This window comes from Sphingomonas sp. S-NIH.Pt15_0812 (assembly GCF_003951315.1).
Classification (GTDB): domain Bacteria; phylum Pseudomonadota; class Alphaproteobacteria; order Sphingomonadales; family Sphingomonadaceae; genus Sphingomonas.
In genome coordinates this window covers 210,035-230,200 of record NZ_QLJH01000004.1, presented here as the reverse complement: position 1 = coordinate 230,200, position 20,166 = coordinate 210,035, and the positions used below count along the sequence as shown (strand labels likewise).

Annotated in this window: 21 protein-coding genes and 2 pseudogenes; 11 read left to right on the top strand and 12 right to left on the bottom strand. The window is 67.8% G+C overall.

Annotation, left to right across the window (positions count from 1 at the left end):
* The 5 genes and pseudogenes from BRX43_RS04680 to purE all read right to left on the bottom strand — a co-directional run.
* Positions 1 to 302 (bottom strand): annotated as a pseudogene (locus BRX43_RS04680) (transposase); the annotation flags it as partial.
* A gap of 278 nt (positions 303 to 580) precedes the next feature.
* On the bottom strand, positions 581 to 1,519 hold the full coding sequence (locus tag BRX43_RS04675; RefSeq protein ID WP_164523524.1) for a class I SAM-dependent methyltransferase: 939 nt from the start codon (positions 1,517 to 1,519) through the stop codon (positions 581 to 583).
* A gap of 217 nt (positions 1,520 to 1,736) precedes the next feature.
* Positions 1,737 to 2,035 (bottom strand): annotated as a pseudogene (locus tag BRX43_RS20750) (IS481 family transposase); the annotation flags it as partial.
* Between the two features lie 529 nt (positions 2,036 to 2,564).
* A complete protein-coding gene (locus BRX43_RS04670; RefSeq protein WP_125993673.1) occupies positions 2,565 to 3,635 on the bottom strand; it encodes a 5-(carboxyamino)imidazole ribonucleotide synthase in 1,071 nt (356 codons plus the stop codon).
* On the bottom strand, positions 3,632 to 4,102 hold the full coding sequence (gene purE / locus BRX43_RS04665) for a 5-(carboxyamino)imidazole ribonucleotide mutase (protein WP_125993706.1): 471 nt from the start codon (positions 4,100 to 4,102) through the stop codon (positions 3,632 to 3,634). The genes BRX43_RS04670 and purE overlap by 4 nt, the downstream gene beginning before the upstream one ends.
* A 142-nt stretch (positions 4,103 to 4,244) precedes the next feature.
* Here purE and BRX43_RS04660 point away from each other — a divergent pair, with 142 nt between their 5' ends.
* On the top strand, positions 4,245 to 4,901 hold the full coding sequence (locus tag BRX43_RS04660) for a YoaK family protein (protein ID WP_125993672.1): 657 nt from the start codon (positions 4,245 to 4,247) through the stop codon (positions 4,899 to 4,901).
* Here BRX43_RS04660 and BRX43_RS04655 read toward each other — a convergent pair whose 3' ends face one another.
* Positions 4,902 to 5,366 carry an AAA family ATPase gene (locus tag BRX43_RS04655; RefSeq protein ID WP_125993671.1) on the bottom strand — a complete coding sequence of 155 codons (465 nt, stop codon included), beginning with the start codon at positions 5,364 to 5,366 and terminating at the stop codon, positions 4,902 to 4,904.
* Positions 5,367 to 5,393: 27 nt separating this feature from the next.
* Positions 5,394 to 6,080: a 2,3-diphosphoglycerate-dependent phosphoglycerate mutase gene (gpmA, locus tag BRX43_RS04650; protein ID WP_125993670.1), complete on the bottom strand. Its 687-nt coding sequence runs from the start codon at positions 6,078 to 6,080 to the stop codon at positions 5,394 to 5,396.
* Between the two features lie 78 nt (positions 6,081 to 6,158).
* Here gpmA and BRX43_RS04645 point away from each other — a divergent pair, with 78 nt between their 5' ends.
* Positions 6,159 to 6,881: a dienelactone hydrolase family protein gene (locus tag BRX43_RS04645; RefSeq protein WP_125993705.1), complete on the top strand. Its 723-nt coding sequence runs from the start codon at positions 6,159 to 6,161 to the stop codon at positions 6,879 to 6,881.
* 39 nt (positions 6,882 to 6,920) lie between these two features.
* Here the strand turns inward: BRX43_RS04645 and BRX43_RS04640 are convergent, their stop codons facing one another.
* Together BRX43_RS04640 and BRX43_RS04635 are read right to left on the bottom strand one after the other, a co-directional pair.
* Positions 6,921 to 8,039: a M14-type cytosolic carboxypeptidase gene (locus tag BRX43_RS04640; protein WP_125993669.1), complete on the bottom strand. Its 1,119-nt coding sequence runs from the start codon at positions 8,037 to 8,039 to the stop codon at positions 6,921 to 6,923.
* Positions 8,036 to 8,656, bottom strand: coding sequence for a DUF4136 domain-containing protein (locus BRX43_RS04635; RefSeq protein ID WP_125993704.1), 621 nt, complete (start codon positions 8,654 to 8,656; stop codon positions 8,036 to 8,038). The genes BRX43_RS04640 and BRX43_RS04635 overlap by 4 nt, the downstream gene beginning before the upstream one ends.
* 126 nt (positions 8,657 to 8,782) lie before the next feature.
* Here BRX43_RS04635 and ykgO point away from each other — a divergent pair, with 126 nt between their 5' ends.
* Both ykgO and BRX43_RS04625 read left to right on the top strand, forming a co-directional pair.
* Positions 8,783 to 8,908, top strand: a complete 126-nt coding sequence (gene ykgO / locus BRX43_RS04630) for a type B 50S ribosomal protein L36 (protein ID WP_003046794.1) — start codon at positions 8,783 to 8,785, stop codon at positions 8,906 to 8,908.
* 2 nt (positions 8,909 to 8,910) lie between these two features.
* Complete coding sequence (locus tag BRX43_RS04625) at positions 8,911 to 9,522, top strand: HAD family phosphatase (RefSeq protein WP_125993668.1); 612 nt, start codon at positions 8,911 to 8,913, stop codon at positions 9,520 to 9,522.
* Positions 9,523 to 9,532: 10 nt separating this feature from the next.
* Here the strand turns inward: BRX43_RS04625 and BRX43_RS04620 are convergent, their stop codons facing one another.
* The gene (locus BRX43_RS04620; RefSeq protein WP_241214760.1) at positions 9,533 to 10,150 is read right to left on the bottom strand and encodes a L,D-transpeptidase family protein; all 618 of its coding nucleotides are present in this window, start codon (positions 10,148 to 10,150) and stop codon (positions 9,533 to 9,535) included.
* A gap of 205 nt (positions 10,151 to 10,355) precedes the next feature.
* Between BRX43_RS04620 and BRX43_RS04615 the strand changes: the two genes are divergently transcribed.
* Entirely contained in the window at positions 10,356 to 11,054 is a 699-nt protein-coding gene (locus BRX43_RS04615) for a murein L,D-transpeptidase catalytic domain family protein (protein ID WP_125993667.1), read from the top strand.
* Between the two features lie 21 nt (positions 11,055 to 11,075).
* Here BRX43_RS04615 and mnmA read toward each other — a convergent pair whose 3' ends face one another.
* The gene (gene mnmA / locus BRX43_RS04610) at positions 11,076 to 12,200 is read right to left on the bottom strand and encodes a tRNA 2-thiouridine(34) synthase MnmA (RefSeq protein ID WP_125993666.1); all 1,125 of its coding nucleotides are present in this window, start codon (positions 12,198 to 12,200) and stop codon (positions 11,076 to 11,078) included.
* 181 nt (positions 12,201 to 12,381) lie between these two features.
* Between mnmA and BRX43_RS04605 the strand changes: the two genes are divergently transcribed.
* The 3 genes from BRX43_RS04605 (at position 12,382) to BRX43_RS04595 (ending at position 13,344) form a co-directional block, all read left to right on the top strand.
* Positions 12,382 to 12,594 carry a hypothetical protein gene (locus BRX43_RS04605; protein ID WP_125993665.1) on the top strand — a complete coding sequence of 71 codons (213 nt, stop codon included), beginning with the start codon at positions 12,382 to 12,384 and terminating at the stop codon, positions 12,592 to 12,594.
* Positions 12,595 to 12,697: 103 nt separating this feature from the next.
* Positions 12,698 to 13,000 (top strand): DUF1153 domain-containing protein, encoded by a 303-nt coding sequence (locus BRX43_RS04600; RefSeq protein WP_125993664.1) that lies wholly within the window; start codon positions 12,698 to 12,700, stop codon positions 12,998 to 13,000.
* An 86-nt stretch (positions 13,001 to 13,086) separates the two neighbouring features.
* Entirely contained in the window at positions 13,087 to 13,344 is a 258-nt protein-coding gene (locus BRX43_RS04595; protein ID WP_125993663.1) for a GlsB/YeaQ/YmgE family stress response membrane protein, read from the top strand.
* Positions 13,345 to 13,472: 128 nt separating this feature from the next.
* On the opposite strand, the gene BRX43_RS04590 is transcribed toward BRX43_RS04595, so the two are convergent.
* Positions 13,473 to 14,207 carry an SIMPL domain-containing protein gene (locus tag BRX43_RS04590; protein WP_125993662.1) on the bottom strand — a complete coding sequence of 245 codons (735 nt, stop codon included), beginning with the start codon at positions 14,205 to 14,207 and terminating at the stop codon, positions 13,473 to 13,475.
* 218 nt (positions 14,208 to 14,425) lie between these two features.
* Here BRX43_RS04590 and BRX43_RS04585 point away from each other — a divergent pair, with 218 nt between their 5' ends.
* The 3 genes from BRX43_RS04585 to BRX43_RS04575 all read left to right on the top strand — a co-directional run bounded on the left by BRX43_RS04585 (position 14,426) and on the right by BRX43_RS04575 (position 20,137).
* The gene (locus BRX43_RS04585) at positions 14,426 to 15,589 is read left to right on the top strand and encodes an efflux RND transporter periplasmic adaptor subunit (RefSeq protein WP_125993661.1); all 1,164 of its coding nucleotides are present in this window, start codon (positions 14,426 to 14,428) and stop codon (positions 15,587 to 15,589) included.
* A gap of 12 nt (positions 15,590 to 15,601) precedes the next feature.
* Entirely contained in the window at positions 15,602 to 18,817 is a 3,216-nt protein-coding gene (locus BRX43_RS04580; protein WP_125993660.1) for an efflux RND transporter permease subunit, read from the top strand.
* Between the two features lie 111 nt (positions 18,818 to 18,928).
* Complete coding sequence (locus tag BRX43_RS04575) at positions 18,929 to 20,137, top strand: DUF445 domain-containing protein (protein WP_125993702.1); 1,209 nt, start codon at positions 18,929 to 18,931, stop codon at positions 20,135 to 20,137.
* Positions 20,138 to 20,166 lie beyond the last annotated feature (29 nt).

Sequence of the window (20,166 nt, the reverse complement as noted above, 5' to 3'; positions counted from 1 at the left end):
GCAGCGTCGGCGCCGTGCGGGGCTCAGAAGTTTCCCTTTGCTGCCTCCTGCAGGATCAGCTTGTCGAGCGTCAGATCCGAGATCGCACGACGCAGCCGGGCGTTCTCCTTCTCCAGATCCTTCATCCAACGCGCCTGATCCGTCTTCAGGCCGCCATATTCCTTGCGCCACCGATAGTAAGTCTGCTCGCTGACGGCGATCCGCCGGCAGGCCTCGGCGGTCGTGCCGCCCTGACCCAGCATGATCTCAACCTCGCGCAGCTTCCCGATGATTTCCTCGGGCTTGTGCTTCTTGGCAGGCATTCGTCGTCCCTTCCTTGGTCCAGACTGTCATAGTCGATGGACCACTCAGAGGGGGGCAGCTCAGAAGGCTGGGCGCATGCGGTGATGGTAAGGCACTCAGGCGTTCTTAACTAGGCGGGAAGGCCATCCTCCCCCGGCGAAGGCCGGGGAGCGCGCCTGGCATATGGGCGATCCCCATGTGGAACCGCCCCATAGGGCATCCTTTGTAATTACGACCTATCGCAGGGTTCAAGCGTCTAGTTCACCGACAAAGCGATGTTGCAAGAACGGGAGACGCGTCACGCCTCCAGGATGAATGCCGCCTGGTCGCCACGATGCTGGCGATTGAGCGCGCGGGCCTTCATCCGGTATTTCAGGATCGCCATCTTGCCGAAGGTCGTGTTACGCCGAGGATCGGACAAGGGGATATCCCGACGGTAAAGTTCGCTACCGGTGAACTGGAACTCGCCGGAGTCGTCGATGGTCCTTGCCAGACGTAGGCCTGCCGCGGAGGCCGCGCGCGCCACGCCGTCGCGCGACAGCAGCACGAAGTGACGTGGTGCATCGAGCTGAACCCAGTCGGTCCCATACTGCTCCCACGCCTCGCAGGATACGGTCGGGATGCGTACGATCACGCGTCCGCCCGGCCGCAGCACACGGCGTGCCTCGGTCAGCGAGGCGATGGGGTCGTCAACATGCTCCAGCGAATGATTGAACATGACGACGTCGTAGGTGTCGGTCACCTCGTGAATGAACTTCTTACTGATCGGTACGCCCGTACCCGTACGAAGATCCGCCGCAATGAACGGGTCGACACCCGCAAGGCGGGTGTAACCAGCATTGGCCATCCGATCGAGCAATTCTCCCGATCCGCAGCCCACGTCGAGGACGTGGCTGGACTTATCGCGGATAAGATCACCAATCAGTTCCGTCGTCGGATCGGGCTTGAGCATGCTGACGAAGAAGCCCGCGACGCCTCTGCGTGCGCGCAAATTATGTTGGTCGCGGCTGTAGATCAGCCGCTTTTTGAGCGGTGTGCGCTCGACCGTGCTGAAAGAATAATAACCTTCGCCATAGTAGCGCGCGATATCCTCGGGAAGTTCGGTAATCTGCAAAGTGCCGCAATCGCCACAGCGGAAATAAGAGAAAACGTCCCGCGTCCCGAACATCATTTCGCGAGCTGCGAACTCCGTGTGACCAGCATCGTGGCCGCAAACCCTGCATGAATGGATGGTCATCGAAATTCCCGAAATCTGCGTTGACACCGTCAAACCTTGAATGTGATATGAAGCGACCGCCATCTTATGGCTCGGCTATACCGCACCATTCCATGCCGTCCATCCAAAATGGGGTCGATCCAGAAGCTCTCAACGAGCGTACATTAGCGTGCCGAACACTAGCGTCCGACCGCCAACGCCGCAAGCAGCATGAGCGCCGTGCCGCCTGGTCGTTATAGGTGTTCAGTCCCGGCATCTGGTGGATCGTGTCGACGATGAACCGATGTGGCTCTGACGTTCAAATCCTGGCAATGTATTCATAGGGTGTGAGGCCGATCAGCGTATTGAATTATCGAGCAAAGTTACAGGCGGCCATGAAGTCCGCGCGGTACGTCCACAACCGGTCATGACTCTCCTCGTGGAAGCGCTTGACGGTGGCCTCCTTGATCGTCCGGTTTATCTGCTCGACCCCGATCTCCGCCGGGGCAGGCTCTGACCGTTGGTCCCGAGATGGTTCGGCTCGACAAGCCGGTGCTGTGGTTATGCGGCTGCTCGACGAACTGGATGCCGTTATCGGTCAGGATCCTGCACATGTGGTAAGGCACGACCTTCGGCAGGTGTTCGAGGAGCTCCCATGCTGCCCACCTGTCGTTGCAGTGCGACCGAGGGCGTCGCGCGCAATTCGAGAACACCGCAGTAAAGGACACAGGAAGCGAAAGGCCTCCAGTAGCTGATGACCTCCGGCGAGCGGCGCACGGAGAAGCGGGCGGCGAAGCTTCAGCAGCAGCGGCTGGAATTGGAGCGGAAGAATCATGCATGCGCCAAGGAGGGGCAAGCGTTTCAGACGGCGTTCGAGGTGTTGGCGGGGGCGCGGGGCAAATCAGGGAGGCGCCATTCAGCACCGGTATTCCCAGGGGCATGGCGGTGGAGGCGGGGCCGCTCACGGAGTTGGAGGGGCTCCACCTCAAACGCTATGTCGTGATTACCGAGGCATAGAGCCGGCGAACGAGGCGTTCTTCTATGGTTAGATGGCCGACCGGATCGGGCAAGCGTGATATAGCGGCGTTCAGCGTTCGACGCGCGTGACATGCCCCATCTTGCGACCGGGACGGACGCTGTTCTTGCCATAGAGGTGCAGATGCGCGCCCGGTTCGGTGAGCGCCGCCGCATAGGCGTCGTCGCCGATCAGGTTGCGCATCGTCACCCGCGCGGCCGTCAGGTCGGTCCGGCCGAGCGGCAGGCCGCAGATCGCGCGGATATGGTTCTCGAACTGCGAACAGTCCGCACCCTCGATCGTCCAATGGCCGCTATTGTGGACGCGCGGCGCCATCTCGTTGAACACCGGGCCGTTCGCGGTCGCGAAGAACTCGCAGGCGAGGACGCCGACATAGCCGAGCTGCTCGGCGATGCGCACCGCCAGGTCGGCGGCCTCGATCGCCTGGGTGCGGACCTCCAGCGGGGCGGGGACGGTGGAGGTGCGCAGGATCGCATCCTCATGCACGTTGAGCGGCGTGTCGTAGCGGACGGTCGCGCCGTCCTGCCCGCGCGCGATCAGCACCGAGAATTCATGGTCGAACGTGACGAAGGATTCGAGCACCGCCGGCCCGCCGATCGCCGCCCAGGCGGCGTCCGCGTCGGTGGGTGCGCGCAGCCGCACCTGCCCCTTGCCGTCATAGCCGAAGCGCGTGGTCTTGAGCACGGCGGGGGTGCCGACCTGGGCGATCGCGGCGTCGAGCGACTCGCGGCTGTCGACCGGGGCCCAGCGAGCGGGCGTGCCGCCGACGCTCTCGACGAAGCGCTTCTCGGCGATCCGCTCCTGCGCCACGGCGAGCGCGCGGGGATGGGGGTGCACGGGCACCCGCTCCGCCAGCCATTCGACCGGGGCGAGCGCGATATTCTCGAATTCATAGGTGACGACGTCGCAGGCGGCGGCGAAATCCTCCAGCACGACACGGTTGTGGTAATCGGCGCGGGTGAGGCTGGAGGCGGTCTGCGCGGCGACGCTCTCGCGATCGGGGGCGAGGACATGGGTGCGATAGCCGAGCTGCGCGGCGGCGACCGCCAGCATCCGGCCAAGCTGCCCGCCGCCCAGGATGCCGATCGTCGAACCGGGCGGCAGCGGGGTCGGCGCGCTCATGCCGTGGTTCCGGCGGCGGGATCGAGCGCGACCGAATCGGTCTGCGCCGCGCGCCACGCCTTCAACCGCTCGGTCAGGTCGGTGTCGTTGGTCGCCAGGATCGCGGCGGCGAGCAGGCCGGCATTGATCGCCCCCGCCTTGCCGATCGCCAGCGTGCCGACCGGGATGCCGCCCGGCATCTGCACGATCGACAACAGGCTATCCATGCCCTTCAACGCCTTGGATTCGACCGGTACGCCCAGCACCGGCAGATGCGTCATCGCCGCCGCCATGCCGGGCAGGTGCGCCGCGCCGCCCGCGCCCGCGATCACGACCTTCAGCCCGCGCTCCGCCGCGCCGGTCGCATAGTCATAAAGGCGTTGCGGCGTGCGATGCGCGGATACCACGCGCGTTTCATAGGCCACGCCGAGCGCATCCAGCGTCTCGGCGGCGTGGCGCATCGTCTCCCAATCGGATGTCGATCCCATGATGATGCCGACAATTGGTACGGACACGGACAGGCTCTCCTGGCAAGGCGAAGGCGCTGACTAGCGACCGGGATGGCGAATGTCATGGCCGAAAAGGGACGAATGCTTCCGGGGCTTCGCACGCTGCGCTATACGCTGCGGCATGATCCGCCAGCGCAAGCCTCTCTGGGTCCTGGCCGCCGGGCTGGCGATGCTGGCCGGCTATGTCGATGCGATCGGTTTCCTGCGGCTGGGCGGGCTGTTCGTGTCGTTCATGAGCGGCAATTCGACGCAATTGGGGGTGGCGATCGCTGGCAACGCCAACGGCGTGGCGGTGGCGGCGGGGCTGCTCGCCTGCTTCGTGCTGGGCGTGGTGCTGGGCGCGCGGGTCGCACTGGCGGCGGGCCGGCGGCGCAAGCCGGCGGTGCTGGCGTTGGTGACGCTGCTGCTCGCGCTCGCCGCATCAGTGGGGACGATGACGGCCGCGCCGATGGCCGCCCTGTTCCTGCTGGTGCTGGCGATGGGGGCGGAGAACAACGTCTTCCAGCGCGGTGGCGAGGTGAGCGTCGGCGTCACCTATATGACCGGCACGCTGGTAAAATTGGGCCAGAACCTCGCCGTGGCGAGTGCCGGCGGCCCGCGCTGGCGCTGGCTGCCCTATCTGCTGCTCTGGGCGGGACTGGTCGTGGGCGCGGTGACGGGGGCGGCGCTCTATCCGCTCCACGGGTTGAACGCGCTATGGGGCGCGGTCGCGGCGGCGGGGGTGCTGACGGTGATGGCGTGGCGCGTGGGGCCGGTGCAGGCCTGGGAGCGGTCCTGATCAATCCCCGGTCCGAACGATCCGGACCCGCGCGAAGCCTTCCGCCGTCCGGGGCGGTTCGAACTGGTCGGCGACCGACCGGATGGCCGCGTCCGGCACGACCTGATCCTCGGGACGCCGGGCGTTGCGGACCAACGCCATGGCGAGCGGCGTATCGATCCACACCGCCTCGATAGTGATCCCCGATCGGCGCGCGATATCGATGACGGGGGCCCGGTGACGGGCGCGGGGCAGGGCGGCATCGAAATAGATGGTGCCGGCGCTCTTTGGCTGGCTTCCGATCCAGCATGTCTTGCCCGCCCCCTGAAGCCCGCAGACCAGGATGACGCGGGCCGACGGCCCGGCATCGGCGATCGCCCGTTCGAGCTGCTGGAAGGAACGCCGCCAGGCCTCGGCATTGCGTTCCGGCGTCCAGACGCGACCGGCATCCGTCTCCAGATGATCGTCCGGGTTGATGCGGGTCATGTCCGATGCCCGATATGCGTGCCGGTATCAGCGCTCCGACAGATAGTAACGGTCGAGCGCGTTCAGGTCGTCGTCCAGTTCATAGACGATCGGCTGCCCGGTCGGGATCTCCAGCCCGGTGATCTCGTCGTCCGGGATGTTCGACAGATGCTTGACCAGGGCGCGCAGCGAATTGCCATGGGCGGAGATCAGCACCCGGTTGCCGTCGCGCAGCGCCGGCGCGATCCGCTCGTCCCAATAGGGCAGGACGCGGGCGATCGTGTCCTTCAGGCTCTCGGTGTTGGGGATGTCGATCCCGGCATAGCGCCGGTCGGCCGCGAGGTCGAAGGCGGAGCCGGCCTCTTGCGGGGGCGGGGGCACGTCGAAGCTGCGACGCCAGATCTTCACCTGCTCCTCGCCATGCTTGGCCGCCGTCTCCGCCTTGTCCAGTCCGGTCAGGCCGCCATAATGACGCTCGTTCAGCCGCCAATGCTTCTCGGTCGGCAGCCACAGCCGGCCCATCGCCTCCAGCGCCAGGTTCAGCGTCTTGATCGCGCGCGTCTGGAGCGAGGTGAAGGTCAGGTCGAAATCCAGGCCCTTCGCCGCCATCAGCGCGCCCGCCGCGCGCGCCTCGGCCACGCCCTGTTCGGTCACGTCGACATCCCACCAGCCGGTGAAGCGGTTCTCCAGGTTCCAGGTCGACTGGCCGTGGCGGATGAGAACGAGCGTGGGCATGGCGGCTCCTTGCAGCAAGATGAGGCGTTCCCCTAGCGGCTTGCGCGAGCCGGGCCAATCGCAGGAGTGAGGATGGCGATGACGATCGAACGACAGAAATTGGTCTATGACGGGCCGGGCGGCCCGTTCGAGGGCGTGGCAATGCGCGACGCGGCTGCGGGTGAGGCGCAGCCGGGCGTGCTGGTCGTGCCCAACATCCTGGGCGCGAAGGAGAGCGACACCGAGGTGGCGGAGCGGCTGGCGGCGCTGGGTTACGTGGCGTTGGTCGCGGACGTGTACGGGCAGGGCAAGCGCGCGAAGCGCGGCGAGCCGGACGTGTCGCGCTACATGGACCCGCTCAACGCCGACCGCGCGCTGCTCCGCGACCGGCTGGACGCGTCGCTGGCGGCGTTGAAGGGCCTGCCCGGCGTGGACGGCGGTCGCTGCGCGGCGATCGGCTATTGCTTCGGCGGCAAGGCGGTGATCGACATGGCGCGCGCCGGCCTGGGCGTGCGGGGCGTGGTGTCGTTCCACGGGCTCTACGACCGGCCGGATTACACGACGCCGGATCGGATCGCGGCGAAGCTGCTGGTCTGTCACGGTTGGGACGATCCGCTGGCGCCGCCGGAGGCGCTGGTCGGGCTGGGGCAGGAGCTGACGGCGGCGGGCGCGGACTGGCAGATCCATGCCTATGGCCATGCGGGCCACGCCTTCACCGACCGGGCGGTGGCGAAGACCGATGGCGGCTTCGGCCATGACGAACCCGCCGACCGGCGCAGCTGGCGCGCGGCGACGGATTTCCTGGCGGAGGTGCTGGGCTGAGGGTGACGAGGGGTGCGTCCCGGCACCCCTCGTCAAACGTCAGAACTGGTCGAGCATGTCGTGCAGCGTCTCCAGCATCGCATGGGCGAGGCGCTTGGAGCGGTCGGGGCTCCAGCCGAACTCCGGATCGGCATTGGGGTCGTGATCCTTGAACGGCATCTCCAGCGTCATCGACACCGCGCCGAACCGCTCCGCCAGCTGGTTGGTCGACATGGAGAGATTGGCGTTGCCGGCCGAGGATTTCTCATAGCCCTGCTCGGTCTGGAACTCTGGCGTATGCACGGCGAGACGGCGGCCGAACTCGTAGAATTTGGCGCCATGCTCCTCGGTCCAGCTCGGTATCCCCTCATAGCCGGCGAGGAAGTTGGCGGGGATCGCCTCGTCGCCGTGCACGTCGATCGCCACATCGACGCCGGTCTCGTCCATCCGGTTGCGGACGCACAACACCTCCGGGCTTCGCTCCGGCGTGGGGGCGTGCCACTCGCGGTTGAGGTTCACGCCGACCGCATTGGTGCGCAGATGGCCGCGCCGCGTGCCGTCCGGATTCATGTTGGGCACGACATGGACGGTCGCGCGGGCCAGCAGGTCGGCGGTGACGGGATCGGCCGCGTCGGTCAGCCGCTCCAGCGCGCCTTCCATCCACCATTCGGTCATCGATTCGCCCGGATGCTGGCGGCCATAGAGCCAGACCTGCTTGGGGCCGGTGCCGATCCGGAAATAGTCGATCGCCTGTCCGTCCAGGCTCTGGCCGAGTTCGCGATGCTCGATGCCGGGCGCCTGGGCGATACGCGCCACCAGCGCCTCGTGCATCTCCATCGTATAGGGCGCGAAATAGGCGAACCAGGCGAGCGGCGCGTCGCCGGTCCACTGCCATTCCAGCACGCCGTCGGCATAGCGCGTCTCGGCCTGCCGCCACGCCAGCCGGTCGGTCGAGGCGCGGACCTTGTAGCCCGGCCAGCCGAACGGATAGGCCGAACCGCCCGCGTTGAGGATGCGGAAGGTCAGCGTCCGCCCGGCCGCCCCGGCCACGCGGAAGGAGAACCACTGGTAGAAGTCCGAGTCCTTGTCCTGGACGATCTCCAGGTCGACCCGGTCGCCCTCGATGGCGACCACGCGGATGTTGCCGCCATCGAAGGCGGCGTTGACGATGATGCTCATTTGACCTGGATAGTCCGGCCGGACTCGCCCGGAAAGCCCGTGAACAGCGCGGCGGCGAGCGTGTTCGCCTCGGCGCCGACATCGCTCGCGGCCTTGCGCGGATCGCTGACCGAATGGGCGCGGCCCTCCCAGACCGGGCTCTGATCGACGCTGCGCTTGATCGTGACCGCCAGTTCGGTGGCGATCATCGTGCGCGGACCGCCGCCACCGATCGGGAAGTTCACCCCGCCGCCCAAGCCCACGCCACCGCCGCGCCCGCCGCCGAACGATCCGCCGCCCAGCCCGATCGAGACGGGCGAGCGGCGCGCCGGCCCCTCGACATCGGCGCGGGTGAAGCCGACCGTGGCGATCAGCTGCGGCTTGGCGCCCGGCTTGGCGAGCGCATAGCCGTTGCGCAGCAGCTGCGTCTCGACGGCGGCGGCATAGGTCTTGAACTCCAGGCTGGCGGGGGCATTCTCCACGCCCAGCGGCTGGACGGAGATGGTGCCCCGGTCGATCGGCTCGCCCAGGTGATAGCGCAGCACCTCGGTCGGCGGCAGCGACGTGGTGGTGGCGCAGGCGGACAGCGCCGCGATCGGCAGCAGGGCCGGGAGGAAGGACAGGCGGCGGAGGAGCATGGGCAGTGGCCTCTTGGAACGGTTGCGATAGCGTAACGCACCGATGCCGGCCTGCGTTGCTTGACTCAAGCCCCATCCTTCCCTAGGCGGCGGGACTTTCCGACACCATCCCAACAGAAGTGCGCCATGAAAATTCGCAACAGCCTGAAGTCGCTGAAGGACCGTCATCGCGACAACCGCGTGATCCGCCGTCGCGGTCGCACCTATGTCATCAACAAGACCAACCGCCGGTTCAAGGCCCGCCAGGGCTGAACATGACGCCCAAGGCCGTTATCTTCGATATCGGTCGCGTCCTGTACCATTGGGACCCCAGGTTCCTCTACGAGCGCCTCATCCCCGAGGGTGAGGCGCTCGATGCGTTCCTGCGCGAGGTCGTGACTCACGACTGGCATTACCAGCACGACGAGGGGCGCGATTTCGCTGCCACCTCGGCGGAGCTGAGCGCACGTTTTCCGCAGCATGAAACGCTGATCGCCGCCTGGGGGCCGCGATTCGGGGAGAGCATTCCGGGGCCGGTCGAGCATATGCACGCGCTGGTCGAGCGACTCGACGCCGCCGGCGTGCCGCTGTTCGCGATCACCAATTTCAGCCACGAATTCTTCCCACCCTTCCGCGCGCAGGAGGCGGCGCTGTTCGACCGGTTCCGCGACATCGTGGTGTCGGGCGAGGAGAAGATGGTGAAGCCCGATCCGGCGCTCTACCGGCTGGCGCTCGACCGGTTCGGCCTCCGGCCCGAAGAGGCGGTATTCATCGACGACAATGCCGCCAATGTCGCGGGCGCGGAGGCGCTGGGGCTGCGATCGATCCTGTTCGTCGGAGCCGAGGATTGCGTCGCCCGGCTGCGCGCACTGGGGCTTCCCGCCTAGACTCAGCGGCTCAACGGTCCAGCGCGGCGATCTGCGCGGCGTTGGCGCGGGCCGAATCGGTCTGGAGCAGGCTGCGGTCGAGCCGGTCGCCGACGACCGCTTCGTCGGTGACGACCACGGTGGTGCCCAGCGTCGTCACCCCGAACAGCTTCTTCGCGAACCCGGCCGGCAGGCGGACGCAGCCGTGCGAATCGGGAAAGCCGGGATTGTTGCCGGCATGGAGGGCGATACCGTCCCAGGTCAGGCGCTGCATATAGGGCATCGGCGCGCCGTCATAGATGTTGGAACGGTGGTCCTTGTTCTTCTGCAGGATCGGATAGATGCCGGTCGGCGTGTCGTTGCCGTCGCGGCCGGTCGACACGGTGGAGGCGGCGACGAGCACGTCGCCACGATAGAGATAGGCCCGTTGCAGGGGCAGGCTGACCACCAGGGTCACGGCCTGCGCCATCGCGACGGGGCTCGGCTGGCCCGGGGCGGCCGGCGGCGCGGTGTCGGTCCAGACATAATCATTGGGGGCCAGTTCGGCGGCGGCCGCATCGATCATCGCCGCTTCGGATCGGGCGAAAGCCGGTTGCGCGATCAGCAGCGCGCTCGTCATGGCGAGCAGAGTAATCGACATCTTCTTCATTGCGTTCGTCCCCTTGTCTATCCCCTTTCTGGATTCGTTAACGCGCGATGCGACGAACGGTGCCATGCGCGACTCGCGGCGAATGGTGGGAGGGATGCGGCGGAGCGACGGGAAAACGGGAACGAGCGGCGGCCGGGGCTACAGAAATGCAAGGTTTTCGATGCTATAGGATGCAGCGCGGGGTTCACAACGATCCGGGAAGTCGATGCACGATCAAGAGGTCGCGCGCGGACGGCGCGCGCTGATTAAGAACACTCTGGTACTGGCGGCCACCATGGCGGTGCCCAGCGCGGCCATGTCCACGCCACGCCGCCTGACCCAGCGCGATCTGAAGCCGCTCAGCGCACCCGATGCGCCGGCGACGACCCTGACCGAGCCGGCCTTCTCCGCCCGGGTCGTGCGACCCGAGCTGTTCCGCCAGGCCTATGCCGCGCTGCAACGCCATGGCAGCCGCATTCCCAATCGCGACCGCATGGCGATCGTCGATTTCACCGCCGGATCGAACCAGCCGCGCTTCCACTTCGTCGATCTGGCGAGCGGGCGCAGCCAGTCGCTGCGCGTCGCGCATGGGAGCGGATCGGACCCGGCGCATACCGGCTATCTCAAGCGCTTCTCCAACGATTTCGGCTCGAACGCCTCGTCCGAGGGCGCCTTCCTGACCGACGATTATTATGTCGGCCGGCATGGCCGCTCGCAGCGGCTGATCGGGCTGGACCCGACCAACAACAATGCGCTCGACCGGGCGATCGTCATCCATTCGGCCTGGTATGCCAATGAGGACATGCTGCGCACCCATGGGATGCTCGGCCGCAGCCAGGGCTGTTTCGCGGTCGGCGAGAACGACCTCGACCAGGTGTTCGCGCGCCTGGGCCAGGGCCGGATGATCTACGCCGCCAAGGTGTAAGCCCCGGCGGCCGCGGCGGGATCAGGCCGCCGCCATATCCTCCAGCGCCTGATCCGCCGCCTCGGTCGCGGCGATCCAGCCGCCGCCCAGCACCCGCTCGCCGGCATAGAGGACGGCGGCCTGGCCCGGCGCGACGCCATATTCGGGCGAATCGAACATCAGCCGCGCGCCGTCGAACCGCGCTGGCACCGGTTTGGCCATCGATCGCACCTTGGCGGTCAGCGGCCCCTGATGATCGCCGCCGATCCAGTTGACCCCCTCCAGCCGCGCCGTCGACACCGCCAGCGCCCGGCGCGGGCCGACCACGACGCGGCGGCTCTCCGGGTCCAGCCGGACGACATAGAGCGGCTCCGGCGCGCCGCCGATCTCCAGCCCGCGCCGCTGCCCGACCGTGAAGTGGATCAGCCCGCGATGCCGGCCCAGCACCCGGCCGGCCAGGTCGACGATCTCGCCCGCCGTCTCCGCCTCGGGGCGCAACTTGCGCACCAGCCCGGCATAGTCGCCATCGGGGACGAAGCAGATGTCCTGGCTGTCGGGCTTGGTGGCGACGCCCAGCCCCAGTTCGGCGGCGATTTCGCGCACCCGCGCCTTGGGCAGCGCGCCGAGCGGGAAGCGGCAGTAATCGAGCTGGTCCTGCGTGGTGGCGAACAGGAAATAGCTCTGGTCGCGCGCCGGATCGGCCCCACGATGCATCTCCGCGCCCGCCGGCCCCGCGACCCGCTGCACATAATGGCCGGTCGCCAGGCAATCCGCGCCCAGGTCGCGGGCCATCGCCAGCAGGTCGGTGAATTTCGGCCCCATATTGCACTGGACGCACGGGATCGGCGTCCGCCCCGCCAGATATTCGTCGGCGAAGCGGTCGACCACGTTCGCGCGGAACGCATCCTCATGGTCTAGCACGTAATGCGGGATGCCCAGCCGGTCGCAGACCGCGCGCGCGTCGCGGATGTCGCGGCCGGCGCAGCAGGCGCCGGCGCGCTTGGTCGCCTCGCCATGGTCGTAGAGCTGGAGCGTAACGCCGATCGTTTCCGCGCCGCTCGCCTTGGCCAGGGCCGCCACCACCGAGGAATCGACGCCGCCCGACATGGCGACGACGATCCGCCGGCGCGCAATGTCCGGTCCCAGCTGAAAATCCACGTCGGTCATTTCCCGCCTATAGTCGCTCGCGATCCGTCCGGCCATGCCCGCGACCACAGGCCAAGCCATTGGTTAACGGGTCGAACCGTTCCGGGGTTAAGACAGGTTCACGAACTCTTTCCGACAGCTTTACCGGGTTTTCATGCCCTCGGGGCTAAGCCGGTCGAACGATTGGCGACAGAGGCGATTCTTGGACCTTAGTTTTCCCCGTTTCGATCGGTCGGCGGACCTGGTCACCTGGCGCGGCGATTGGGCCGTGCTGATGGTGGGCGTGGCCGCGCGGCAGATGGAAAGCGAGACGGCCGAGGTCCAGGCGCGGCTCGATGCCGGTCCGTTCGCACCGGTCGATGGCACGTTCAACCGTGCCGTCGCCGAGGCGATCACCCTGTGGAAGGAGGAGTGAAGATGCCGTTTACCGCGGCGTTTCAGCCGATCTTCAAGTCCCGCCAGTATAGCGTGACACGCGTTCAGAAAGGGGGCCGGGCTTCCCCGGTTGAGGTAAAATTATGATCCAGAACGAAAAAATCCGCCCCGCCAAGGTCATTGGCCCGCTTGGAGAGCCGCTGACGGTCGATAGCCTGCCGCCGCCCTCGACCACGCGCTGGGTGGTGCGCCGCAAGGCCGAAGTGGTCGCCGCGGTGAATGGCGGCCTGTTGACGGTCGACGAGGTGTGCGAGCGATACGGCCTGACGGTCGAGGAGTTCGCCGGCTGGCAGCGGGCGATCGACCGTTCGGGCATGCCGGGGCTGCGGGTGACCCGCATCCAGCATTATCGTTCCCTCTATGAGCGCCAGCAGCAGAAATATTGATCGGACCGGAGCCGGAACAAGAATAGCCTCTTGGGAGTCTTTCCGTCAGCGCCCCGTCGCAAGGGCTTGTAACGGAGGGAATTAAAATGGGCATCATTCTGTGGCTGGTTATCGGCGGCGTCATCGGCTGGCTGGCGAGCATCATCATGCGCACCGATGCGCAGCAGGGCATCTTCCTGAACATCGTCGTCGGGATCGTCGGCGCCTTCATCGGCGGCCTGGTCATCTCGGGCGGTTCGATCAACAATGCCCCGCTGACCATCACGTCGTTCCTGGTGTCGCTGCTGGGTGCGGTCATCCTGCTGGCGATCGTCAATCTGGTGCGTCGCGGCAGCGTGCGCTGATCGCCCGAAACGCTTGGGTTGAAAAAGGGCCGTCCGGGATCACCGGGCGGCCCTTTTCTTATAGATCGTAAACAGTGCGGCCGATGGCGGGCCTGTCCGTTTTTTCGGACGGGCCCGCCGCGCAAGGGTCATCCGAGCAGGAAGCGGACCTGCAGGGTCGCGGTGATGTCCTTCTCGCCCGCGACGATCGGCGTGTCCGCCTTCATCGCCATGGCGCGCGCCATCAGCATCGGCGGCTGGCCGGGCCCGCCGGCATCCTGCCCCGCCTCGGTGATCGAGACGATGCGCAGCACGCGCAGGCCGGCGGCGCGGGCATAGAGGTCGGCGCGCGCGCGGGCCCGCTTCACCGCATCGGTCCGTGCCTCGTCCAGCGCGGCATCGGGTTCGCCGACCGACAGGTTCGGCCCCTCGATCTGGTTGGCCCCCTGCGCGACCAGCGCATCGAGCACCTTGCCGGCGCGGGCGATGTCGCGGAAGCGGATGGTGACGCTGTTGGTCGCCTGATAGCCGGTGATGACCGGCGGCTGATTCTCCTGATAGCGATATTGCGGCGAGAGTTGGACATTGGCGGTGGCGATGTCGCGCTGGGCGATTCCCGCCGCCTTCAGGCCGGCCAGCACCCGCGTCATCGCCGTCGCATTGGCGGCGAGCGCACCGGCCGCGTCCGCGCCCTGGTTCACGACGCCGGCGCGAATCGTCGCCAGGTCGGGCACGCGCGTGGTGCGGCCCTCCGCCGTCACGTCGAGCAACGTGCCGCTGGCGGGCACCATCGGCAGCACGCTGATCTCCTGCTGCGCCTGCGCGGCGGCGGGCAGGGCGGCGGCCGGCAGCGCGGCGGCGGCAAGCAGAACGAGGTGGCGCATCGAAAAAATCTCCCCAGGAAAATAAAGGCGTCTTTGATCTGCCTTGTCCAAACCGGGGCTGAACGATCCGCGATAAACCGGTATGTCGATGCGCCCATTGCATCCAGACTGGCTTTACTTCGGCCAGTCACAGGGACTTGAGCCGGGTGATATATTCGGATAATACAGCGCGGGACGGGCAGCGCGACATTGCGCGGCGGGACGGGGATGGCGACAGAATGAACTACGAGACCGGCACGATCGCGCAGGAACGGCTGGCCGGCCCGGACGTGACCCAGGGACGCAAGCGGCGGCGCTGGGTGATCGCGATCGTCGTGGTGCTGCTGGTCGCGGTCGCCGCCTGGGCGGTGTTCGGCCGCGGACACAAGGCGGCGACGGCCAAGCCGGTCGAGCAGCTGCCCACCGTCTCCGTCATCGCGCCCGGCCGCTCGACCGTCGACCGGCTGATCCAGGCGACGGGCACGCTGGCCGCGCGGCGCGAGATGCCGGTGGGCGTGGCGGGCGAGGGCGGCATGATCACGCGCGTGCTGGTCGAGCCGGGGGCCTGGGTGAAGGCGGGACAGGTGCTCGCCACCGTCGACCGCTCGGTGCAGACGCAGACCGCCGCCGCGCTCGGCGCGCAGGTCAATGTCGCCCAGGCCGATCTGGTGCTGGCGCAGGCCGAACTGGACCGGGCCAAGGCGCTGGTCGATCGCGGCTTCATCTCCAAGGCCGACCTGCAACGCCGGACCGCGACTCGCGACGCCGCGGCGGCGCGGGTCAAGGTGGCCGGCGCCAGCTACGCCGAGTCGCGCGCGCGCAACGGCCGGCTCGATATCCGTGCGCCCGCCGACGGGCTGGTGCTGACCCGCCAGGCGGAACCGGGCCAGATCGTCGGCGCCGGCTCGGGGGTGCTGTTCCGCATGGCGCAGGGCGGGCAGATGGAAATGCGCGCGCAGCTGAGCGAGGCGGACCTGATCGGCCTGTCGCCCGGCGCGCGCGCGATCGTGACGCCGGTCGGCTCGTCGCGTCGGTTCAATGGCGAGGTGTGGCAGGTGTCGCCGGTGATCGATCCGCAGACGCGCCAGGGCGTCGCCCGCGTGCTGCTGCGTTACGACCCCGCGCTGCGGCCGGGCGGCTTCGCGTCGGCGCAGATCGTCAGCGGCGTCAGCTACCAGCCGCTGCTGCCCGACTCGGCGCTGCAGAGCGACGATCGGGGGGCCTATGTCTATATCGTCGACGCGCAGGACAAGGTGCAGCGCCGCGACGTGAAGCTGGGCCAGGTGTCCGACGCGGGCGTCGCGATCACCAGCGGGCTGAACGGCACCGAACGGGTGGTCCGCTCGGCGGGCGGCTTCCTGGCGCCGGGGCAGAAGATCAAGCCCGTCCTCCAAAAGGCATAAGGGGCGATCCCGATGAGCTTCCGCAACATCTCGGCCTGGGCGATCCGCAATCCGGTGCCGCCGATCGTCCTGTTCCTGGCGCTGACGCTGGCGGGCATCGTCAGCTTCATGCGGATGGACGTGAACAACGATCCGGACATCGACTTCCCGGTCGCGATCGTCGTCATCGCCCAGCCGGGCGCCGCGCCGACCGAGCTGGAAACTCAGGTGACGCAGCGCGTGGAGGCGGCGGTGCGCGCCCTCCAGGGCATCGACGAGATCAACTCGACGGTGACCGAGGGCCAGTCGCAGACGGTGATCCAGCTCGCGATCGGCACGCCGATCGACCGCGCGGTCAACGACGTGCGCGACGCGATCGCGCAGATCCGCGGCGACCTGCCCGAGGGTATCCTGGAGCCGCAGGTGTTCCGCGCCAATACCAGCGGCAACGACATCGCCAGCTTCGCCGCGATCACCAGCGACATGACGGTCGAGCAGCTGTCCTGGTATATCGACAATACGGTGGCCAAGGAGCTGCTGTCGGTGCCCGGCATGGCGACGGTCAACCGCAATGGCGGCGTCAGCCGCGAGATCCGCGTCATCCTCGATCCCGTCAAGCTGCAGAGCCAGGGGCTGACCGCCAGCCAGGTCAACCAGCAGCTGCGCCAGGTCAATCTGAACGCGGCGGGCGGCCGTGCGCAGATTGCCGGGTCGGAACAGTCGATCCGCGTGCTGGGCAATGCGCACGACGCCAACGACCTGGCTGACACGCAGATCGCGGTCGGCGGCGGCCGCACCGTGCGTCTGGGCGACATCGCCCAGGTCCGCGACCTCTATGCCGAACAGCGCAGCCGCGCGGCGGTGAACGGCCGCCAGGCGGTCAGCTTCGACTTCCAGCGCGCCAAGGGCGCGTCCGACGTCACCGTCTATCACGAGGCGGTCAAGAAGCTGGAGGTGCTGGAGAAGCGCAATCCCAAGGTGAAGTTCGTCCAGCGCTGGACCAGCACCGACTATACCGAGGAACAGTATAAGAGCGCGATCCATGCGATGATCGAGGGCGCGATCCTGGCGGTCGTCGTCGTATTCCTGTTCCTGCGCGACTGGCGCGCCACCTTCATTTCGGCGCTGGCCATCCCGTTGTCGGCGATACCCACCTTCTGGGTCATGGATCTGCTCGGCTTCGATCTGAACAGCATGACGCTGCTCGCGCTCAGCCTGGTGGCGGGCGTGCTGGTCGACGACGCGATCGTCGAGATCGAGAATATCGTCCGCCACATGCGGATGGGCAAGAACGCCTATCAGGCGTCGATCGACGCGGCCGACGAGATCGGCCTCGCCGTGTTGGCGACGACGATGTCGATCGTCGCGGTGTTCCTGCCGGTCGGGCTGATGCCGGGGATCGCCGGGCAGTTCTTCAAGAATTTCGGCCTGACCGTGGTCGCGGCGGTGCTGATGAGCCTGGCGGTCGCGCGGCTGCTGACGCCGATGATCGCGGCCTATTTCCTCAAGTCCTTCGGCCATGCCAGCCATGGCGAGGGGCGGTTGATGGACTGGTACATGGCGACGCTGCGCTGGACGCTGGATCGCGGCCGCAGCACGGCCTGGCGGGCGCAGGGCGGGGCGAAGCGCTGGCTGGGTCGCTTCCTGGACCACCGCGTCTGGGTGACGCTGATCGGTGTCGCCTCCTTCGCGATGACGCTGGCGATGTTCGGCATCCTGCCCTCCACCTTCCAGCCGACGCGCGACGAGGATGATTCGAGCGCGCAGGTCGAGATGGTGCCCGGCACGACGCTGGCGCAGACCGATGCGGTGGTCAGCCAGGTCGCCGACTTCCTGCGCCGCCAGCCGGAGGTGACCTCCGTCTATGCCCGCACCCGCGTCGGCAGCGGCAACGTGACCGCGATCCTGTCCAAGGACCGCACGGTCACCTCGACCGAGTTCGAGCGCAAGCTGGCGCCGGAACTGGCGAAGATCCCGGATGCGCGCGTCTCGTTCCGGTCGCAGTTCGGCTGGGGCTCCAGCGGCCGCGACCTGACGATCGTGCTGGGCGGCGACGATCCGGTGAAGCTGGGCGAGACCGCCAACCGCATCGTCGCGGAGATGGCGCGGCTGAAGACGGTCACCGCGCCGCGTGTGTCGGGCCAGATGCAGCGGCCGGAGATCGTGATCCGTCCGCGCATGGACCTGGCCGCCAATCTGGGCGTGACGACGCAGGCGTTGTCGAGCGCGATCCGCATCGCGACGCTGGGCGATATCGACCAGAACTCGGCGCGCTTCTCGCTGTCCGACCGGCAGATCCCGATCCGCGTCGCGCTCGACCAGTCGGCGCGCGCGAACCTGTCGACGATCCAGAACCTGCCGGTGGCGACCCAGAATGGCGGGTCGGTGCCGCTCAGCCTGGTCGCCGATATCGGCCTGGGCTCCGGCCCGACCAAGATCGACCGCGTCAACCAGCAGCGCCAGATCACCCTGGGCGCCGATCTCGCGCCCGGCGTCGTCAGCTCGGTGGCGATGAAGGAGATCCATGCGCTGCCGACGATGAAGAACCTGCCGATCGGCGTCAGCGAGTTGCAGCTCGGCCAGTCGAAATGGCAGGCGGAGATGATCCAGAACTTCATCGTCGCGGTGATCGCGGGCGTGTTCCTGGTCTTCGCGGTGCTGGTGCTGCTCTATCGCCGCGTGCTGCCGCCCTTCGTCAATCTCGGCTCGCTGATGCTGGCCCCGCTCGGCGGGCTGCTGGCGCTGTGGGTGACGGGGCAGCCGATCTCGATGCCGGTCTATATCGGCCTGCTCATGCTGCTCGGCATCGTCGCCAAGAACTCGATCCTGCTCATCGACTTCGCGCTGGAGGAGATGGCCAAGGGCGTCGATACGCTGAGCGCGATCATCGATGCCGGGCACAAGCGCGCCCAGCCGATCGTGATGACCACGGTGGCGATGGTGGCGGGCATGGTGCCGACGGCCCTGTCGCTGTCGGGCGACAGCTCGTCGCGCGCGCCGATGGGCACGGTGGTGATCGGCGGGCTGGTGGTGTCGACGGTGCTGACACTGCTGATCGTGCCCGCGATCTTCAGCCTGGCGGTGGGGGTCGAGCGCTGGGCCGGGCCGCGACTCAGCCGCCGCCTGCTCACCTATCGCCCCGGCGACGATGGCAGCGACGTGGTCGGCATCGCCGGCCCGTCGGGGCCGCAACTTGGCCATACGGGGGGCCGGATAGGCTATCAGGAGGGGCCGCATCCGGCCGAATAGGCAAGGGGCGCTGGGCCGAATAGGCGTGAACCAACACGCGTTTCAGGTATTGTTACGCTTGTGAAACTCGCGCGCACGTCCCTCGACCAAGTGCCGGCCGGGCTGGTGCGGATGCGACTGGTCGCGACCGCGCTGCTGGTGGCGATGGCGGGGCTGTTCCTGGTCAGCCGGCTGATGGTCGGCGCGCACCCGGCCTGGGGCTTCGTCCGCGCCTTTGCCGAGGCGGCGATGGTCGGCGGGCTGGCGGACTGGTTCGCGGTGACCGCGCTGTTCCGCTACCCGCTCGGCCTGCCGATCCCGCACACCGCGATCGTGCCGCGCAACAAGGACCGGATCGGCGACCAGCTCGCCCATTTCCTGCGGTCCAACTTCCTGGTGCCGCGGGTGGTGGCGCGGCGGATGCGCCGGGTCGATGTCGCCGCCGCCGCCGCCCGCTGGCTGACCGATCCGCCCGAGGGGGCGGGCGGCCGTTTCCGCCGGGGCGCCTCGCGCATGGTGGCGCAGGTGCTGGAGGCGATGGACCCGGCCAAGCTGGGCGGCATGATGAAGGCCGCGGTCGCCACTCGGATCCGCGAGATGGAGGTAGCGCCGATCCTGGGCCAGTTGCTCACCGCGATGATGGCGCAGGGGCGGCACCGGCCGTTGCTCGATTCGGGCGCGCGCTGGGCCTCGGGCTTGTTGCAGTCGAACGACGCGTTGATCCGCCAGATGGTGCGCGAGCGTGCCGGCGCGGTGCTGCGCTGGACCGGGCTGGACGAGACGCTGGCCGACAAGCTGATCGCCGGGCTGGACAAATTGCTCCACGACGTCGCCGAGGACCCCGACCATCCGATGCGGCAGAAGGTGGAGGATGGCTTGGACCGGTTCGCCTGGGACTTGCAGCACGATCCCGCCACCCGCGCGCGGATCGAGGCGGCGAAGGAGGAACTGCTCGCCAATCCGGCGATGGCGCGCTGGCTCGACGGCCTTTGGGAGCAGGCGCGCGGCGCGCTGCTGCGCATCGCCCGCGATCCGGAGGCGGCGATGACCGGGCAATTGGGCGAGGTCCTGCGCCAGATCGGCGATACGCTTCGCCAGGATCGCGGCCTCGCGCTGCGCATCAACCGATTCGTCCGTCGCGCCGCGGTGGGCGTGACGCATGATTATGGCGACGGCATCGTCCGGCTGGTATCGGAGACGGTGCGAAGCTGGGACGCGGCCACCATCACCGGCCGCCTGGAGAATGCGGTGGGACGCGACCTGCAATATATCCGGGTAAACGGCACGCTGGTCGGCGGGCTGGTCGGTCTGGGCATCCATGCCGTCGACATGCTGCTATGAGCGCCCCGTCACCGTTCATCGCGATGTCG

Excerpts from the sequence above, each read along its gene's own strand:
- ykgO (WP_003046794.1), top strand. The coding sequence starts at position 8,783 with ATGAAAATTCGCAACAGCCTGAAGTCGCTGAAGGACCGTCATCGCGAC.
- mnmA (WP_125993666.1), bottom strand. The coding sequence starts at position 12,200 with ATGACCGACGTGGATTTTCAGCTGGGACCGGACATTGCGCGCCGGCGG.
- BRX43_RS04575 (WP_125993702.1), top strand. The coding sequence starts at position 18,929 with ATGCGACTGGTCGCGACCGCGCTGCTGGTGGCGATGGCGGGGCTGTTC.
- BRX43_RS04600 (WP_125993664.1), top strand. The coding sequence starts at position 12,698 with ATGATCCAGAACGAAAAAATCCGCCCCGCCAAGGTCATTGGCCCGCTT.
- BRX43_RS04645 (WP_125993705.1), top strand. The coding sequence starts at position 6,159 with ATGACGATCGAACGACAGAAATTGGTCTATGACGGGCCGGGCGGCCCG.
- BRX43_RS04660 (WP_125993672.1), top strand. The coding sequence starts at position 4,245 with ATGATCCGCCAGCGCAAGCCTCTCTGGGTCCTGGCCGCCGGGCTGGCG.
- BRX43_RS04625 (WP_125993668.1), top strand. The coding sequence starts at position 8,911 with ATGACGCCCAAGGCCGTTATCTTCGATATCGGTCGCGTCCTGTACCAT.
- BRX43_RS04675 (WP_164523524.1), bottom strand. The coding sequence starts at position 1,519 with ATGACCATCCATTCATGCAGGGTTTGCGGCCACGATGCTGGTCACACG.
- BRX43_RS04655 (WP_125993671.1), bottom strand. The coding sequence starts at position 5,366 with ATGACCCGCATCAACCCGGACGATCATCTGGAGACGGATGCCGGTCGC.
- BRX43_RS04635 (WP_125993704.1), bottom strand. The coding sequence starts at position 8,656 with ATGCTCCTCCGCCGCCTGTCCTTCCTCCCGGCCCTGCTGCCGATCGCG.
- BRX43_RS04595 (WP_125993663.1), top strand. The coding sequence starts at position 13,087 with ATGGGCATCATTCTGTGGCTGGTTATCGGCGGCGTCATCGGCTGGCTG.
- BRX43_RS04615 (WP_125993667.1), top strand. The coding sequence starts at position 10,356 with ATGCACGATCAAGAGGTCGCGCGCGGACGGCGCGCGCTGATTAAGAAC.
- BRX43_RS04640 (WP_125993669.1), bottom strand. The coding sequence starts at position 8,039 with ATGAGCATCATCGTCAACGCCGCCTTCGATGGCGGCAACATCCGCGTG.
- BRX43_RS04670 (WP_125993673.1), bottom strand. The coding sequence starts at position 3,635 with ATGAGCGCGCCGACCCCGCTGCCGCCCGGTTCGACGATCGGCATCCTG.
- BRX43_RS04620 (WP_241214760.1), bottom strand. The coding sequence starts at position 10,150 with ATGAAGAAGATGTCGATTACTCTGCTCGCCATGACGAGCGCGCTGCTG.
- BRX43_RS04590 (WP_125993662.1), bottom strand. The coding sequence starts at position 14,207 with ATGCGCCACCTCGTTCTGCTTGCCGCCGCCGCGCTGCCGGCCGCCGCC.
- BRX43_RS04585 (WP_125993661.1), top strand. The coding sequence starts at position 14,426 with ATGAACTACGAGACCGGCACGATCGCGCAGGAACGGCTGGCCGGCCCG.
- gpmA (WP_125993670.1), bottom strand. The coding sequence starts at position 6,080 with ATGCCCACGCTCGTTCTCATCCGCCACGGCCAGTCGACCTGGAACCTG.
- BRX43_RS04580 (WP_125993660.1), top strand. The coding sequence starts at position 15,602 with ATGAGCTTCCGCAACATCTCGGCCTGGGCGATCCGCAATCCGGTGCCG.
- purE (WP_125993706.1), bottom strand. The coding sequence starts at position 4,102 with ATGGGATCGACATCCGATTGGGAGACGATGCGCCACGCCGCCGAGACG.